A 16,366-nucleotide genomic window follows, 5' to 3' on the forward strand; every position below is an offset into this window, starting at 1 on the left:
ACTTCACTAGTGCCGAGGAAGCATATGTCTGCCGTCTCTCCCCCACTCGCTCCGAGCATTCTCAAGCCGGACCTTTCCAATTGGGATCCGGAACACGCGGAGACGTGGGACTCCAAGCTCGCCTGGCGCACCCTGTGGATCACGACCTACAGCCTCACTCTCACGTTTGCCGCCTGGTACCTGGTGAGCGCGATCGCGCCGCGGCTGAACGGCATCGGCTTCGACCTGTCGACAGAGCAGCTGTACTGGCTCGTGGCCCTCCCGGGCCTCGCCGGCGGCCTGCTGCGCCTGGTCTTCATGTTTCTGCCGCCGATTCTCGGCTCCCGGGTGCTGGTCGCGCTGTCGTCGGGCCTGCTGCTGCTGCCGATGATCGGCTGGACCCTCGTGGCTCGCGACACGTCGACGCCCTACTGGGTGATGCTCGCGCTCTCGTTCTCCGCCGGCATCGGTGGCGGAGCGTTCTCGGGGCTGATGGCTTCCACGAGCTACTTCTTTCCCAAGCGCCTCGCCGGCACCGCCCTGGGCCTCCAGGCCGGTATCGGCAACTTCGGGATCGGTCTCATCCAGTTGCTCACGCCGTGGGTCGTGGGCTTCGGACTGCTCGGTACCGCCGCACTCACCCCGCAGAGCGAGGAGAACGGCCAGTTCGTCTGGCTGCACAACGGTGGGCTCGTGCTCATCCCCTGGGTGCTGCTCGCCGTGCTGCTCTCGCTCAAGTACCTGCGCAAGGTGCCGATCACGGCGAACTTCCGCCAGCAGATGGACATCTTCACCATCAAGCACACCTGGATCATGACCGCCATCTACCTGATGAGCTTCGGCGCCTTCAGCGGGCTCGCCGCCCAGATGGGCCTCATCATCCTCAACGTTTACGGCGACTTCGAGAACGCCCCAGACCCGCTCGCCTTCGCCTTCATCGGCCCGGTGGTCGGCGCCCTCGTGCGCGCCGCGAGCGGCCCGCTCTGCGACCGGTTCGGCGGGGCGATCTTCACATTCATCGGCGGCGCCGGCATGGCCGCAGGAACCGTGTTCACAGCCTTCTTCCTCACCCCGACAGACGTGGGCGAATTCTCCGGCTTCCTCGGCGGGATGATCGCCATCTTCTTCTTCTCCGGGCTGGCCAACGCCGGCACCTTCAAGCAGATGCCGATGATCTTCCCCAAGCGCCAGGCGGGCGGCGCCATCGGCTGGACTGCCGCGATCGCCGCCTTCGGACCGCTGATCGTGGGGCTGTCCCTCACCGCCATGAGCCCCACGGCGTTCTTCGTCGGTTGCTCGGTGTTCTGCGTTCTGTGCACCGGCCTCGCCTGGTTTTACTACGCCCGGCCGGGCGCTCCGTTCCCGAGCTGAGCCCCTCAGGCCGCCCGAAGCCTCAGCGGGGCTTCGAGCCTGTCTCGGTCAGCCGAGGTACATACTGAACGGGGAAGGGGACTCGATGACGAACGACAGCGATGCGGAGCCGATCGGCGGCGACCCGGTGTGCTGGCTCGAGCAGGTCTGCCCCGACTGCGGCGCCTTCGTGCCCGGTGAACTCCCCGTCGCCTGCTGGCGTTGCGGGATTGTCCTCTCACCCTCCTAATCCCGTCAGCGGTAGCGCCGCCGCACATTTTCGCGAGAGGAAGCCCCGGGTGGGGTAGCCGCGATCCACGGTCCGGTTCCTTCCGAGCCGTCGAGCACTCCCCGTTCGATCGCGAGGAACTCCCCGTCGAGCACCCGGCCGGCCAACCGGCGATCGGAGCGGTCCGAGTTGTGGGTGAGGCCGTGGAACAGCGCGTCGACGCGCACGCGGGATTGCTCGCAGAACGCGTCGGCGAGGCTATACGCGGCGAGGCCCTCCGCCGGGTCGGCGGCCCTGATGGCGTCGGCGTGGGTGCACGCCGCGCTCATGGCGAAGAGCTCGGCGCCGATATCGACGATGCGCCCGAGCAGCGCCTGCTTCTTCTCGAGCCCAGCCTGCCAGCGCCCCATGGCGTAGAACGTGCGCCGCGCGAGCGAGCGCGACTGCCGCTCCACGAATCGCAGGTGCCGCGCGAGCTCGCCGAACTCGCCATAGGAGCCGGGAAGCGAGCCTTTGCCGAGCACGAGCTGCGGCAGCCAGCGCGCGTAGAATCCGCTCGCCTTGCCGGCCGCCCGCGCCTTGGCCCCGACACTAGCGTCGACCGATGCGAGGTCGCCGGCCGCCGCAAGGTGCGCGTCCACGGCCTCCCGGGCGATCATCAGGCGCATGATCTCGCTCGATCCCTCGAAGATGCGGTTGATGCGCAAATCGCGGAACAGCTGCTCCGCGGGAACGGCGCGTTCCCCTCGGGCCGCGAGCGAGTCCGCCGTTTCGAAGCCGCGCCCGCCGCGGATCTGCACGAGCTCATCGGCGATCAGGCAGCCCATTTCACTCGACCACAGCTTCGCGAGCGCCGCCTCGATGCGGATGTCCGTGAGCTCGGCGTCGGCGAGCGCCGCGGATACCTCGAACACGGCCTCGAGGGCGAACGTCGTGGCGGCGATGAACGCGAGCTTGGTGGCGACGGCCTCGTGCCGGCCCACCTGCTGGCCCCACTGCACGCGCTCCGCCGACCACTCCCGCGCGATCTTGAGGGCGAGCTTGCCACCGCCGGCGCAGATCGCCGGAATGGACAGCCGCCCGGTGTTGAGCGTGGTCAGGGCGATCTTCAGCCCCTGGCCCTCGCGGCCGAGCCGGTTGGCCACCGGAATGCGCACGTCGTGGAACCTGGTCACCCCGTTCTCGATGCCCTTGAGTCCCATGAAGGTGTTGCGGTTCTCCACGGTGATGCCCGGGGCATCCGCTTCCACCACGAAGGCGCTGATGCCGCCGCGCGCACCCTCCCGCGGCGGTACCGCAGCCATCACCACGAGCAGTTCGGCTATCACGCCGTTGGTGGTCCAGAGCTTCACGCCGTTGAGCACGTACTCGCTGCCGTCGTCGCTGAGCACGGCGGTGCAGTGCATGCGCGCCGGGTCGGACCCCACGTCGGGTTCGGTGAGCAGGAACGCCGAGATCGCGCCGGCCGCGCAGCGCGGCAGGTACTCCTTCTTCTGCTCGGGGGTGCCGAACATGTGCACGGGCTCCGGCACGCCGATCGACTGGTGCGCCGAGACGAGCGCGTCGATGCTCGGGTGCACGGAGCCGAGCATCATGAGCGCCCGCCCGTAGTACACGAGGGGCAGCCCGAGTCCGCCGTATTCGTCGGGAATTTTGATGCCGAACACGCCGAGTTCCGTGAGGCCCGCGATGTACTCGTCCGGGATGCGGTCTTCCCGCTCGATGCGGCCGCCGTCCAGGGCGACGCAATATTCCTCGAGATCGGCCAGGAAGGCGTCGCCGCGGGCCGCGACGGCCGCCGAGGGCTGCGGAACCGGGTGGATCAGCCCCACGTCGAAGGCTCCGAGGTAGAGGCCCTTGGCGAAGCTCGGTCTGGTCCACTCCGTTTCGCGCGCCGCCTCGGCAATCGCCCGCGCTTTCTGCGCCCCGGTGCCGGATGCCCCGCCGGTGGATGCCCCGGTGTCGAATGCCCCGCGCCGGCCGGCCGATTCGCTCGCGGTTTTCGCGCCCGTGTTGGTGCTCATGAGAACCCCTCTTCCGCGGGTGCGCCCGTGCACCCGCTGACGTTGCCTGTGATGGTACTCGCGCCCGCCGACATGCGCTCTGCCCCATTCGGAGCGCCCTGCGAAAGCGGGCTCCGACTACTCGGGGGACTCCGCCAGGTACTCGGCGAGGATGCGGGCGTGGTTCACGTGCGGGTCCTTCGCTCCGTACACGAGGGTGGTGGCGCCGGCGGCGGCGAGGGCGCGCAGTTCGGCGACAGCGGCCACGGTGAGCGGATGCCCGTCGAGCTCGGCCCGATAGCGCAGCGCGAAGTCGTCCATGCGCTCGGGATCGTGGTGCCACCAGGTGCGCAGCGCGGGTGAGGGCGCCACCTCCTTGAGCCAGGCATCGAGGTGCGCCCGCTCCTTGGAGACGCCGCGCGGCCAGAGTCGGTCGACCAGCACGCGGGATCCGTCGTGGGAGGAGGCCGGCTCGTAGGCGCGCTTGATCCGTATCGTCATGCTGAAAGTCTCTCGCTGATTACGCCCATCACGGAGCGAGATCGCCTCACGGGGTCTCGATCGCTCCTTCGTCGCGCCTCGACCAGCGAAAAGGAGGGTGCGGGTGGAGGTGGCTCTTTCCGCGCAGCCCCCGCACCGCTGGTCGAGCAGCGAGCTTGCGAGCGTGTCGAGACCTCGCGAGCCAACGTGCGAGACCGGCTCGGGGGGTCTCGACGGGGGCGTCAGCGGCGGGCGCGCTCCAGGGGGCGCTCGCTCTTCTCCCAGCCGCGGCGCGGCGCGCGAGAGCCGGCGCCGCGGGGATCGTCGCGCGAGCGGTAGACCACGTACGGGCGCACGAGGTAGCCGAGCGGTGCCGAGAACACGTGCACGAGCCTCGTGAACGGCCACAGCAGGAACAGCGCCGTCGCGGTGAGCACGTGCAACTGGAAGAAGAACGGCACGTCGCTCATCAGCGAGGGGTCGGGCTGGAACCCGTATAGTGAACGGATCCACGGCGATATCGAACCGCGATAGTCGTACCCGCCGCCGAAGATTTGGTAGAGCACCGTGGCCGTCGTGCCGAAGGTGATGGTGCCGGCGAGCAGCACGTACATCACCTTGTCCATCACTGTGGTCACGAGTAGCACCCGCACCGTGCGGCGGCGCCGATAGATGAGAATGGCAAGGCCCGACACCGTGAGGAGGGCCGCGAAACTGCCCAGCCAGGTGGCGCCGAGGTGGTACATGTGCTCGGTCACGCCGAAGAATTCCAACCACGGCTTCGGGATGAACAGACCCACGACGTGCCCGCCGATCACCATGAGAATTCCGTAGTGGAACAGGGGCGAACCCCAGCGGAGCAACCTGTTCTCGTACGTCTGGCTCGACTGGGAGGTCCAGCCGAACTGGTCGTAGCGGTAGCGCAGCAGGTGACCCACCACGAACACCCCGCTCGCCGCGTAGGGGAATGCCACCCAGAGCAGGTAATCCCAAGCGTTCATACTCGTGCCTCTTCACTCATGCCGAACGGTTTCAGATTGCCGAGGAACGTCATGCCCACGGTCTCCGTCGGCGGCCCCTCGTTCACGAGATCGAGGTAGCGCTGGCGGGTCTCCTCGTCGATCTCGGGAAGTGACAGCGACACCGCCTCCACGACGTGCGCGTACGGACTCCGCACGGCCTCGAGCGCGCTGCGCAGCACCTCGATACCGTCGCGGTGCGCCGAGAGCAGCTCCTGCGCGATCGGCGAGTCGGAGCGGGCCGAGAACTCGAGCACCATCGGCAGGTAGTCGGGCAGCTCGTCGGCCGCCACCTCCCAGCCGGCCGCTCGATACGCCTCCACGAACCGCACGAGCGCCATGCCCCGCCGCCGGGTGTCCCCCGCGGCGTAGTACGAGAGGTAGGGGCAGCACTTGCGTTTCAGGTCGAACGTCGCCGTAAAGTGCGCCTCGAGCTCCTGGTGAGTCATCGGGTCGATCCCCGCAAAAAACTGGTCGAACGCGGCCCGCAGGGCAGACGGCAACGTGAGGACGGATGCCCGCACCACCGCGAAGCGTTCCCGCCGTTCCGCAGACGGGTAGTCGAGCAGAATGGAGGCCGCCATCTGCGCGATCACGCCGTCCGAGTGCGAGAGCGGCAGGGCAGCCACCCGGCGCGGCGCCACCTTGGGCGCACGAAAGCCGAAGTTGATCATGCCGGCACCGCCGCCGCGCGGCATCCGCTCCCCTGTCGCGGGGCGCTACCGCCACAGCGGGCGCGGCCCGCCACACAGGCGCGCCCGTCCAGGTCGGCGCGCCGGAACCGCGGGGCGCTACCGCCCCAGCGGGGGCGCGCGGCCAGAGCGGCGCGGGCGCTCATGCGGGCGCCCCGGGAGCCGCTGCGGGCGATGCCGCGGGCGGGAACAGGCCCGAAGCAGATGCCGCGCCGTTCCAGTTGAGCAGGTTCACGCGCCCCGGTGTGGTGGGGGTGCTCGCTTCGCCGCGCAGCTGGTTGTAGTTGTCGACCGTGGCGCCAAGGGGCATGCCCACGGTGTTGCCGTACGGACCGGAGTGCCCGGCCGAACCGGGTCCGCCCATGCCGGGGCCGCCCATGCCTGGGCCGCCCATGCCGGGGCCGCCGTCGGTATCGAGCGAGCAGCCGAGCTCTTCCAGCTCGCGAGCGGTCTCCACGTGCGCCTTCGGAATTACGTAGCGGTCCTCGTACTTGGCGATCGCGAGCAACCTATACAGGGCCTGGATCGACTCCCCGGTCATGCCTACCGCTTCGGGGATCGACTCGTCGAGATCGTTGCCGAGGTTCACGTCGCGCATGTAGGAGCGCATCGCGGCCAGCTTGCGCAGCGACGATTCCACCGGCACTACGTCGCCGGCCGAGAACAGCCCAGCGAGGTATTCCACCGGGATGCGCAGCTTGTCGATTGCCGCGAACAGGGTGCGGGAATCCTCGCCGTCGCTGCCGGTCGTGCTCACCACGTCGACGACGGGCGAGAGCGGCGGGATGTACCAGACCATCGGCATGGTGCGGTATTCGGGGTGCAGCGGCAGCGCGATCGTGAACTCGGAGATGAGCTTGTAGATCGGGCTCTTCTGGGCGGCGAGAATCCAGTCGTCGGCCATGCCGGCGGCTTTTGCCGCCGCGATGACCTCCGGGTCGAACGGGTCGAGGAAACACGAGCGCTGGGCCTCGAGCAGATCGTGGTCGTTTTCGACGGTCGCCGCCTTCAACACCGCGTCGGCGTCGTAGAGCATTAGGCCGAGGTAACGCAGGCGCCCCACACAGGTCTCTGAACAGATGGTGGGCTTGCCCTGCTCGATCAGCGGGTAGCAGAGCGTGCACTTCTCGGCCTTGCCGGTCTTGTGGTTGAAGTACACCTTCTTATAGGGGCAGGCGGAGACGCACATGCGCCAGCCGCGGCATCCGTCTTCATCGACGAGCACGATGCCGTCTTCTTCACGCTTGTACATGGCGCCGGAGGGGCACGCGGCCACGCACGCGGGGTTCAGGCAGTGCTCGCAGATGCGCGGCAGGTAGAACATGAAGGTCTCCTCGAACTCCATCTTCACCTTCTCGCTCATGGTCGCGAGAATCGGGTCGGCCGCCGCGGTCTCCTGCGAGCCGCCGAGGTCGTCGTCCCAGTTGCCCGACCACTTGATGTCCATGTTCTTGCCGGTCAGCAGAGATTTCGGCCGGGCGACGGGGCTCTGGTTGCCGGCCGGCGCAGTGGTGAGCATGTCGTAGTCGTAGGTCCACGGCTCGTAGTAGTCGTCGATCTGCGGCAGGTCGGGGTTGTTGAAGATGTGCGCGAGGCGGCTGATTCGGCCGCCGGAACGCAGCTTCAGGCGGCCGCGCTTATTTCGCACCCAGCCGCCTTTCCACCGGGCCTGGTCTTCGTACTGCCGGGGGTAGCCGAGCCCCGGGCGGGTCTCGACGTTGTTGAACCAGGCGTATTCCACGCCGGTGCGGTTGGTCCACACCTGCTTGCAGGTCACCGAACAGGTGTGGCACCCGATGCACTTATCGAGATTCATGATCATCGACGTCTGAGCCATTACGCGCATTTAGTACTCAACCTCCTGGCTACGGCGACGGATCACGGTGACCTCGTCGCGTTGGTTCCCGGTCGGGCCGAGATAGTTGAACGCAAACGAGAGCTGCGCGTAGCCACCGATCAGGTGACTGGGTTTCAAGAGGATGCGGGTGAGCGAGTTGTTGGTGCCGCCGCGCTTACCGCTCGTCTCGGCCACCGGCACGTTGATCGTGCGGTCCTTCGCGTGGTACATGTACACGGTCCCTTCCGGCATGCGGTGAGACACCACGGCCCGCGCCACGACGACGCCATTTCGGTTGTAGGACTCGATCCAGTCGTTGTCGCGCACGTCGATCTTCTCGGCGTCCTGCGGGCTCATCCAGATGGTCGGCCCGCCGCGACTGAGCGAGAGCATCAGCAGGTTGTCCTGGTATTCGGAGTGGATCGACCACTTCGAGTGCGGCGTGAGGTAGCGCACGGCCACCTCGGCGCGGCCCTTCGCGGCCGGGTCGCCGGTGGCTGCCGTTGATCCCACGATCGAGTCGTTGAACAGGCGGTGCATGTCGAGCGGCGGCCTGAACACTGGCAGGGATTCGCCGAGCTCGATCATCCAGTCGTGGTCGAGGTAGAAGTGCTGGCGTCCGGTGAGGGTGTGCCACGGCTTGAGGTGTTCAACGTTGATCGTGAACGCGCTGTACCGGCGTCCGCCGTGCTCCGAGCCCGACCACTCCGGGGAAGTGAGCACCGGAACCGGCGCGCCCTGCACATCCGGGTAGCTGAAGCGGCGCCCGGCGTTGTCGCTCGCCAGGTGCGCGAGCTTCGTGCCGGTGCGTTCCTCGAGCGCTCGAAAGCCCTGGGTGCCGAGCCGGCCGTTCGTGGTTCCCGACAGCGCGAGCACCATTTCGCAGGCGTGGATCGCTGTCGTCAGTCGCGGCCGGCCCTTAGCGGGCCCGTCGGGCATGAGCCCGTTCACGCGCCCGAGGTACTCGACCTCCTCGTCGGGGGTGAACTTTACGCCCTTGGTCACCATGCCGTGCGCGGCGGTGAGCGGCCCAAGCGCTCCGAGCTGCGCGGCGAACGCTGGGTAGTCCCGTTCCACCACCGCGAGCTTGGGCATCGTGAGACCGGGGATCAGCGGCTGGTCGTTGAGCACGGTGCCGTGCGGCGTGGCCATCGCGTCGGGGGTGTCGTGCAGCAGAGGCGTGGCCACGAGGTCGTGGCGTACTCCGAGGTGGCCGACCGACAGCTCCGAGATCTTCTGCGCGAGAAAGTGAAAGCTGTCGAAATCGGTCTTGGCCTGCCACGGCGGCGCGATCGCCGGGTTGAACGAGTGGATGAACGGATGCATGTCCGTCGTCGACAGGTCATTCTTCTCATACCAGGTGGCCGGCGGCAACACCACGTCGCTGTAAATGGTGGTCGAGGTCATGCGGAAGTCGCTCGTGACGAGCAGGTCGAGCTTGCCCTCCGGGGCTTCCTCATGCCACTTCATGGTGCTCGGCCGCTTCTCCACCGGCGACTCGGGGGCGCGCACGGCGGAGTCGGTTCCGAGCAGGTGCTTGAGGAAGTACTCGTTGCCCTTGCCTGAGGAACCGAGAATGTTCGCGCGCCACACCACGAGCACCCGCGGAAAGTTCTCGGGGGCGTCGGGGTCTTCGCAGGAGTACTCGAGGCTGCCGTCTTCGAGGGAGTCGATAACGTACTGCGCGGGTTCGACCGCGGCCGCGGCGGCGTCGTCCACGAGGTCGAGGGAGTTGCGATTGAACGTGGGGTAGCTGGGCATCCAGCCACGCTTAGCCGATTCCACGAGGCAGTCTGCGGTCGTGCGTCCGGCGAAGGTGCCGTTGCCGAGCGGGGTCGACAGCACATCGGCGGACAGCCCGTCGTAGCGCCATTGGTCTGTGGCGAGGTAGAAGAACCCTGTTCCGATCATCTGGCGCGCCGGCCGCACCCAGTCGAGGGCGAAGGCGTACTGGCCGTAGCCGGTGAGCGGGCGCACCTTTTCCTGGCCCACGTAGTGCGCCCAGCCACCGCCGTTCACGCCCTGGCAGCCTGTCATCGTGGTGAGCGCGAGGAACGCGCGGTAGATCGTGTCGGAGTGGAACCAGTGGTTCGTGCCGGCACCCATCAAAATCATCGAGCGCCCACCGGAGTCCTCGGCGTTCTGCGCGAACTCGCGGCCGATACGCGCGGCGGCCTGCCACGGCACCGAGGTGATCTCTTCCTGCCAGGCCGGGGTGCCCGGCGAGGAGGCGTCGTCATAACCGGCGGGCCACACGCCAGGCAGGCCGGGCCGGCCCACGCCGTACTGGGCGAGGAGCAGGTCGAACACCGTCGTCACGAGCTGGCCGGCCACCGTGCGCACGGGAACGCCGCGGCGGATGATGCCCGCGCCACCGGCGTGCTGCACGCCCTCGTCGTCGGTCTCGGGTGACACGTCGAAGCGGGGCAGGTCGACGGCCACTGATGCACCGTCGTGGTCGGCGGCATCCGCTATCGACAGAAGCGGCTCATGACCCTCAAGGTCGAGGTTCCACTTTCCCTTGTCGGTCTCGCTGAAGCGGTGCCCGATCGAGCCGTTGGGCACGAAGGGGGTGCCGTCGGCGTTGAGCATCACGGTCTTGAAGGCGGCGCTCGCCACGGATGCCGCCGCTCCCGGCAGTGCGTCGGCGGTGACGAATTTGCCGGGAACGTAGGCGTCGCCGCGTGGTTTCAGGGCGATGAGGTACGCCGAGTCGCTGAACTTCGTGAGGTAGTCGACGAAGCGCGGGGTGCGGCGGTCCACCAGGAATTCGCGCAGCACCACGTGACCCATCGCGAGGGCGAGGGCGCCGTCAGTGCCGGGGTGCACGGCGAGCCACTCGTCGGCGAACTTGGAGTTGTCGGCATAGTCGGGCGAGACGGTGATGACCTTCTGGCCGCGATACCGGGCCTCCACCATGAAGTGGGCGTCGGGCGTGCGCGTGACGGGCACGTTGGAGCCCCACATGATGAGGTAGCTCGAGTTCCACCAGTCGGCGGATTCCGGCACGTCGGTCTGGTCGCCGAACACCTGCGGGCTTGCCACGGGCAGGTCGGCGTACCAGTCGTAGAACGAGAGCATGGTGCCGCCGAGCAGCGAGATGAAGCGGTTGCCCACGCCCTGGCTGACGATCGACATTGCCGGGATCGGGGAGAAGCCCACGATGCGGTCGGGTCCGTACTTCTTGATGGTGTGCACGTGGGCGGCGGCCACGATTTCGGCCGCCTCGTCCCAGCTGGCGCGCACGAGCCCGCCGTGCCCGCGCGCGCTCTTGTAGGCGCGTGCGGTCTCCGGATTCGCCGTGATCTCGGCCCACGCCAGCACGGGATCGCCCAGGCGCGCCTTCGCCTCGCGATAGATGTCGAGCAGCACGCCGCGCACGTAGGGGTAGCGAACGCGGGTGGGCGAGTAGGTGTACCAGCTGAACGCGGCGCCGCGGGGGCAGCCGCGGGGCTCGTACTCGGGGCTGTCCGGACCCACGGAGGGGTAGTCCGTCTGCTGGGTTTCCCACGTGATGATGCCGTCTTTCACGTAGACCTTCCACGAGCAGGAACCCGTGCAGTTCACGCCGTGGGTGGAGCGCACCTCTTTGTCGTGCGTCCAGCGGTCACGGTAGAACGAGTCGGCCGCGCGCCCCCCGGAGAGGAACACACTGCGCAGGTCTTTCGAGGTTTCGCCGCGGCGGAGAAACCGGCCGAGGCCCAGCAAGGCGTCGGCCACGGGCCCGTCGGTGCCCGTCTTGAGTGTCGTGCGTGTCACGTGCGTGCCCCCTGCGATACCCGGGGAGGCCGATCGGCCGCCCGTATACCCCAGCCTCGCCGCCGGCGAAAAACGCTACAAGCTCAGAACACCGTGAATAATGTTTTGCTCGGGTTCGGTTCCGGCTTCGGTCTTGGTTCCGCAGTGCTGCAGATCGAGCGTGCAGTTCTGCGGCGCCTGAACGAGGTGCAGCTGTCGCGCGCGCAGCGGGCCCTCTGCCTGGTCGAGAACGCCCTGAATGAGCGTGAAGTGCACGCGGCAGACCTCGGGGTTCGACTTCACCATCTCGGAGTACGGGCAGTCGCGCAGGTGCACCTGCAACCCACCGGGGTCGACGCTCGCATCAAAGCCGGACTGGTCGAGGTGGTCATCGAGGGCGTCCAGCTGCCGCTGCACCGGCGTGAGGGCAGCGGATGCCGGCTCGTGGCCGTGGGCCGATGTCGGGGTGGCGGGCGGCAACATCCGTCGTACCTGCTCGGCGCGTTGCAGCGCCGCCTCCACCTTGCGCCCACGAATCGAGCCCTCGGCACGATCGACCCCTTCGGCCGCGGAGTACAGCATCCTGGGGCGGCCCTTAATGTCGCGGCGTTCAGGTTCGCAGGTCACGAAGCCGTCGTGCACCAGACGGTCGAGGTGTTCCCGCGTGGTGTTCTGGTGCAGGCCCGTGGCCTCGGCGAGATCGCCGATGGTCATGGTGCCGCGCCGCTGCAGCTGGTTGAGCAGGGTGATTCGGCTCAGACTCGCGAGAGTCTTAAAGCCCGGCGGGTGCGCGGTCATCTGTCAAGTATGCGGGTCGAAAACCCGGTGAGCACGGTTTTTTTGGGGGCGGGGCGTATCAGCGGCGAGGTGCCCGCGGGGCTGGCGGCGGGGGAACTTCCTTGGCGGCCTCAACGTCGGAGAGGGCGAGCGTGACGAGCCCGCGTTTCGTCTCGACCACGACGGATGCCGGCGGGGCCTCACGAAGGTAGCCCACGGCATCCGTGTACCCGCCCTCGATTCGGGTGCGCACCACCACGCGGGTGCCGAGCGCGGCGCCGGCGAGGAAGGTGACGGGATCGGGCATGACCCGAGTGTATGCCGTGTCGGCCCGACCGAGGGGTGAGCCTCGGTCGGGCCGGAACGGGACCGCCTACCGAACCAGGCTGCTGCCCTTGTAGTCGAATACTGTGTCGGGAACTGACTGCGTGGAGCGTGGTGCCATGCGACTGCCGTCTTCGAAGAAGCCGGCCTGGCTGCGGGCCAGGCTCATGATCGCGTGCACCGCGGCGTCGCCCAGCTCGTTGATCGCCTTCGTGTTCAGGTTGGTGATCGAATCACACGCCTGGTGATAGCAGGCGTCGTAGGCCACGCCGGCCGTTCCGCCGTAGGCCACGGCTTCCTCCGGCGTCTTCAGGCCCTCCGCGCCGCTGAACAGGCCGCCGGCCGGAATGCCCGCGGCGATGAACGGCCCGTAATCCGAGCGGCCGTCGAAGGCAGTGGGTTCGGTGACGAGTCCCTGCGCGGCGAAGTACTGGGTGAAGACCGCTTCGATCTGCGCAGAACCTGGAGGGCCTGCCGGGGCGCCCGGGTCGGCGGAGCCGTCACCGTCGTACACGAAGCGCACGTAGTTCGGCGAGGCGAGCATGTCGAAGTTGAGGTTGGCGTAGATCTTGGCCAGATCCGCGTCGCTCGCCGTTGCCACGTAGTTCTCCGAGCCGAGCAGCCCGAGTTCCTCGCCGCCCCAGAATGCGAAGCGCACTTGCTGTCGCGGCTGGATGTTGAGCTTGGACATCTGGATGGCGGTTTCGAGAATCGTGGCCGTGCCGCTGCCGTTGTCGTTGATCCCCGGCCCGGCGAGCACCGAATCGAGGTGCGCCCCCACCACAATCACCTTCTCTTTGTTGCCCTTACGGGTGTCGGCGATGATGTTTACCGTCGTGCGCGTCTCGGCGATCACCTCGGTGCTCACGGCCACGGTCGTGGACCCGGCCTGAGCGGATGCGTAGAGCGCCGCGCCGTCGGCGTAGCTCAGACCCACCACGGGCACTGAAACCGTGGCGCCGAGGGTGCCCTCCACGAGGTCGGTGCGGCCCGGGTTGCCCTCATTGAAGATGATCACGGCGTCGTAGCCGGCCGCGATCGCGTTGGCCGCCTTGCTGGCGAACGTGCACGTGCCGCGCTGGATCAGGGCGACCTGGGGCTCGGTGGCCGAGGCCGGCACGAAGTCGGTCGCCGCGCAGCCGGCCGCAGAGCTCGGGGTCGGCGTGGCGGGAACCACGGTGTTCGTGGCGGCCACGATGCCGCCCACCACGTCGCCGCTCCCGGAGTAGGTGAAGGTGGCTGTGTCGTAATCCTGCGGGGCGGGTGAGACCTGGCTGAGTGAGGCCGGTGTCACTTCCTGGTAGAACTCGAATTCGAAGGGCTGCTCCGTCACCTTGTAGCCCGCCTTCGTGAGTTGCTCCTTCACGTAGGCAGCGGATGCGTCGTAGCCGGGAGTGCCCGCGGCCCGCGTGCCGTCGTTACGGTTCGCGATGCGCTGCAGCGCGCGTTCGTGTTGCAGGATTCCGCTCACCGTCACCGCTTGTCGCAGTTTCGTGGTGTTCACCTCGTCGATTGCCGCCGTCGCGGAGAGGGGAACCGTGAGGCTCCCCACTACGACGATGGCCACGAGCAATGCTTTTCTTCTCACAATGCCTCCCGATTCGGGCGGGAGGCCGGCCGCCCGGTTGGGTGACCACGCGTTCCCGCAACGACCATGCACCCGCAACGGGCTACGGGGTGGACTCGGGTGCGGTCGTTACCCAATCGTGATACGAAGCCCCGCGTTCGGGGGTCAGCGCAGCTGGCTGAACGCCTCCACGCGCGCGGACTGGCCGGCGATCAGGATCACGTCGCCGTCGAGAATCACGGTGTCGAGGCTCGTGTAGCTCCAGCCCACGCCCTCACGGTGGAAGGCCGTCACGGTGACACCGTGCTTGGCGCGCACCTTCGCCTCGCCGAGTCGCACGCCGATGAGCAGGGCGGGCGGCGTGGTCTTCACCAGTGCAAAGTCTTCGCCGATCTCGATGTAGTCCTGCATGGCGCCGCGCACGAGGTGGGCCACGCGCTTGCCCATGTCCTTTTCCGGGTAGATCACGTGGTGCACGCCCAGCTGGGTGAGGATCTCGCCGTGCGGATCGCTCACCGCCTTCGCCCAGATGTTGCCGATGCCGAGTTTGAGCAGCAGCGACGAGGTGAGGATGTTGGCCTGGATGTCGCCGCCGATTGCCACGACGACGCTCGTGAAGTCGGGCACCGAGAGCTCGCGCAGCGTCGCTTCCTTCGTGGAGTCGGCGCGCACCACATGGGTGAGCAGGCCGTTGTGCGCCTGCACGATCTCCTCGTCGCCGTCGATGCCGAGCACGTCGGTGCCGCTGCGCATCAGCTCGAGCGCGAGGGAGCTGCCGAATCGGCCGAGGCCGATCACGACCACAGACGACGCCTCGGTGAGGCGCGTGGTGTCGCGGCGACCGAATAGTGAATACCTAGCCAATGATCGGCCTTTCCTTCGGTAGTTCGTAGGTGGAGCGACGCTCGCGCAGGGCGAGCGCCGACGCGAAGGTGATGGGGCCGAGGCGGCCGATGAACATCAGCAGAATCAGGATGACCTGCCCGGCTGGCGGGAGCCCAGCGGTGATTCCAGTGGACAGACCAACGGTGCCGAAGGCCGAAATGGCCTCGAACAGCAGGGCATCCAGTGAGATGTCGGTCATCACCATGAGCGCGGCCGTCGCGGTGATCACCACGGCCACTGCCAGCAGCACAATCGTGATGGCCTGGCGGTGCACCGCGCGGGAGAGGCGTTTGCCGAACACGTTCACGGCCACGTCGCCGCGCACCTCGGCCCAGAGAATGAAGAACAACACGGCGAACGTGGTGATCTTGATGCCGCCGGCCGTGCCGGCCGGGCCGGCTCCGATGAGCATGAGCACGTCCATGCCGAGCAGGCTTGCGGAGTCCATCTGGCCGATGTCGATGCTATTGAAACCGGCTGTCCGCGTTTGCACCGACTGGAAGAAGCCCGCGAGCAGCTTGCCCTGCCAGTCCATCGGTCCGAGGGTGTTGGGGTTGTTCCATTCCAAGGCGGTGATGTACACCGAGCCGAACACAAGGAGCACGATCGTGCCGGCCACCACGATGCGGGTGTTCATCGTCCATTTGAGCGGGGTGCGCAGGTGCTTGCGCAGCTGCATGATCACCGGGAATCCGAGCCCGCCGAGGATGATCGCTGCACAGATGGGCAGGCAGATCCACGGGTCGGTCGCGTAGGAGATCATGTTGTCGCTGAACAGGGCGAAGCCGGCGTTGTTGAAACTCGACACCGAGTGGAACACTCCCAGCCACACCGCGCGGCCGAACGGTTCGCCGTAGCCGAACAGGAATCTGATCGTGAGCAGCACCGCGACGGCGGCCTCGATGATCAGGGAGATCTTCACGACGCCGACCACGAGGCCCTTCACGTCTTCGAGGCCCACGCTCTTCGCCTCGGCGGCCGCGTTGATGCGCGAGCGCAGTGAGAGTTTGCGCACCACGGCGAGGCCGATCACCGAGGCGAAGGTCATGATGCCGAAGCCGCCCACCTGGATCAAGGCGAGAATTACGATCTGGCCGAACGGCGTCCAGTAGGTCGCGGTGTCGACCACGGTGAGGCCCGTCACGCACACAGCCGAGGTTGCGGTGAAGAGCGCCTCCATGAAGGTGGCACTGTCGGGACCGACCCGGGCATTCGGCAGCATGAGCAGGGCCGTGCCCACGAGGATGGTGAACGCGAAAGCGGATGCGACGACCTGCGCCGGGTGCAGCCGCCGCCGCTTGGCGGCCCTGCCTGGTTCGCGAGTCGCCGGTGAGTGCACGCATTTACTCTACGTGTGCCGCGGCGAATTGGCTCTCGGATGGGCAGGGAATGCCGGTTGCCAGCTTCCCGTAAGAACTCTCCCGCGCCGGCCGCGCAGGCCAGTCATGGCGGCGATCGTGGCCGACTGAAAGTGGCGCACTGCGGC

The 16,366-nt window shown here is 67.6% G+C and carries 13 protein-coding genes; 2 read left to right on the top strand and 11 right to left on the bottom strand.

All coding sequences use genetic code 11. The features are described from left to right. Nucleotides 1–24 precede the first annotated feature (24 nt). Both BJ997_RS15480 and BJ997_RS15485 read left to right on the top strand, forming a co-directional pair. Entirely contained in the window at nt 25–1,350 is a 1,326-nt protein-coding gene (locus BJ997_RS15480) for an MFS transporter (RefSeq protein ID WP_052542128.1), read from the top strand. A gap of 85 nt (nt 1,351–1,435) precedes the next feature. Further along, nucleotides 1,436–1,579 carry a hypothetical protein gene (locus BJ997_RS15485; RefSeq protein WP_160175856.1) on the top strand — a complete coding sequence of 48 codons (144 nt, stop codon included), beginning with the start codon at nt 1,436–1,438 and terminating at the stop codon, nt 1,577–1,579. Between the two features lie 5 nt (nt 1,580–1,584). Here the strand turns inward: BJ997_RS15485 and BJ997_RS15490 are convergent, their stop codons facing one another. From BJ997_RS15490 to BJ997_RS15540, 11 genes are all read right to left on the bottom strand, one after another. After that, on the bottom strand, nt 1,585–3,582 hold the full coding sequence (locus BJ997_RS15490) for an acyl-CoA dehydrogenase family protein (protein ID WP_183323591.1): 1,998 nt from the start codon (nt 3,580–3,582) through the stop codon (nt 1,585–1,587). Between the two features lie 117 nt (nt 3,583–3,699). Further along, nucleotides 3,700–4,062 (bottom strand): DUF488 domain-containing protein, encoded by a 363-nt coding sequence (locus BJ997_RS15495; protein WP_035836149.1) that lies wholly within the window; start codon nt 4,060–4,062, stop codon nt 3,700–3,702. Nucleotides 4,063–4,283: 221 nt separating this feature from the next. Further along, nucleotides 4,284–5,042: a respiratory nitrate reductase subunit gamma gene (gene narI, locus BJ997_RS15500; protein WP_035836150.1), complete on the bottom strand. Its 759-nt coding sequence runs from the start codon at nt 5,040–5,042 to the stop codon at nt 4,284–4,286. Further along, a complete protein-coding gene (gene narJ / locus BJ997_RS15505) occupies nt 5,039–5,758 on the bottom strand; it encodes a nitrate reductase molybdenum cofactor assembly chaperone (RefSeq protein ID WP_236628899.1) in 720 nt (239 codons plus the stop codon). The genes narI and narJ overlap by 4 nt, the downstream gene beginning before the upstream one ends. A 136-nt stretch (nt 5,759–5,894) precedes the next feature. Beyond that, entirely contained in the window at nt 5,895–7,598 is a 1,704-nt protein-coding gene (gene narH / locus BJ997_RS15510; protein ID WP_052542129.1) for a nitrate reductase subunit beta, read from the bottom strand. Then, nucleotides 7,599–11,348 carry a nitrate reductase subunit alpha gene (locus BJ997_RS15515; protein WP_052542130.1) on the bottom strand — a complete coding sequence of 1,250 codons (3,750 nt, stop codon included), beginning with the start codon at nt 11,346–11,348 and terminating at the stop codon, nt 7,599–7,601. A gap of 75 nt (nt 11,349–11,423) precedes the next feature. Next, nucleotides 11,424–12,125: a helix-turn-helix transcriptional regulator gene (locus tag BJ997_RS15520; RefSeq protein ID WP_052542131.1), complete on the bottom strand. Its 702-nt coding sequence runs from the start codon at nt 12,123–12,125 to the stop codon at nt 11,424–11,426. A gap of 58 nt (nt 12,126–12,183) precedes the next feature. Further along, the gene (locus BJ997_RS15525; RefSeq protein WP_035836151.1) at nt 12,184–12,411 is read right to left on the bottom strand and encodes a putative acetyltransferase; all 228 of its coding nucleotides are present in this window, start codon (nt 12,409–12,411) and stop codon (nt 12,184–12,186) included. Nucleotides 12,412–12,477: 66 nt separating this feature from the next. After that, nucleotides 12,478–14,016: a M20/M25/M40 family metallo-hydrolase gene (locus BJ997_RS15530; protein ID WP_035836152.1), complete on the bottom strand. Its 1,539-nt coding sequence runs from the start codon at nt 14,014–14,016 to the stop codon at nt 12,478–12,480. A 144-nt stretch (nt 14,017–14,160) separates the two neighbouring features. Beyond that, nucleotides 14,161–14,859, bottom strand: coding sequence for a potassium channel family protein (locus BJ997_RS15535; RefSeq protein WP_052542132.1), 699 nt, complete (start codon nt 14,857–14,859; stop codon nt 14,161–14,163). Continuing rightward, nucleotides 14,852–16,219 carry a TrkH family potassium uptake protein gene (locus BJ997_RS15540; RefSeq protein ID WP_052542133.1) on the bottom strand — a complete coding sequence of 456 codons (1,368 nt, stop codon included), beginning with the start codon at nt 16,217–16,219 and terminating at the stop codon, nt 14,852–14,854. Before BJ997_RS15540 ends, BJ997_RS15535 begins: the two co-directional genes overlap by 8 nt. Nucleotides 16,220–16,366 lie beyond the last annotated feature (147 nt).

The organism is Cryobacterium roopkundense (assembly GCF_014200405.1).
In the GTDB taxonomy this organism is placed as follows: Bacteria; Actinomycetota; Actinomycetes; order Actinomycetales; family Microbacteriaceae; genus Cryobacterium; species Cryobacterium roopkundense.

Bases quoted from the DNA above. Each gene is read 5' to 3' on its own strand.
- BJ997_RS15480 (WP_052542128.1), top strand. From the start codon at position 25: ATGTCTGCCGTCTCTCCCCCACTCGCTCCGAGCATTCTCAAGCCGGAC.
- BJ997_RS15485 (WP_160175856.1), top strand. From the start codon at position 1,436: ATGACGAACGACAGCGATGCGGAGCCGATCGGCGGCGACCCGGTGTGC.
- BJ997_RS15490 (WP_183323591.1), bottom strand. From the start codon at position 3,582: ATGAGCACCAACACGGGCGCGAAAACCGCGAGCGAATCGGCCGGCCGG.
- BJ997_RS15495 (WP_035836149.1), bottom strand. From the start codon at position 4,062: ATGACGATACGGATCAAGCGCGCCTACGAGCCGGCCTCCTCCCACGAC.
- narI (WP_035836150.1), bottom strand. From the start codon at position 5,042: ATGAACGCTTGGGATTACCTGCTCTGGGTGGCATTCCCCTACGCGGCG.
- narJ (WP_236628899.1), bottom strand. From the start codon at position 5,758: ATGCCGCGCGGCGGCGGTGCCGGCATGATCAACTTCGGCTTTCGTGCG.
- narH (WP_052542129.1), bottom strand. From the start codon at position 7,598: ATGCGCGTAATGGCTCAGACGTCGATGATCATGAATCTCGATAAGTGC.
- BJ997_RS15520 (WP_052542131.1), bottom strand. From the start codon at position 12,125: ATGACCGCGCACCCGCCGGGCTTTAAGACTCTCGCGAGTCTGAGCCGA.
- BJ997_RS15525 (WP_035836151.1), bottom strand. From the start codon at position 12,411: ATGCCCGATCCCGTCACCTTCCTCGCCGGCGCCGCGCTCGGCACCCGC.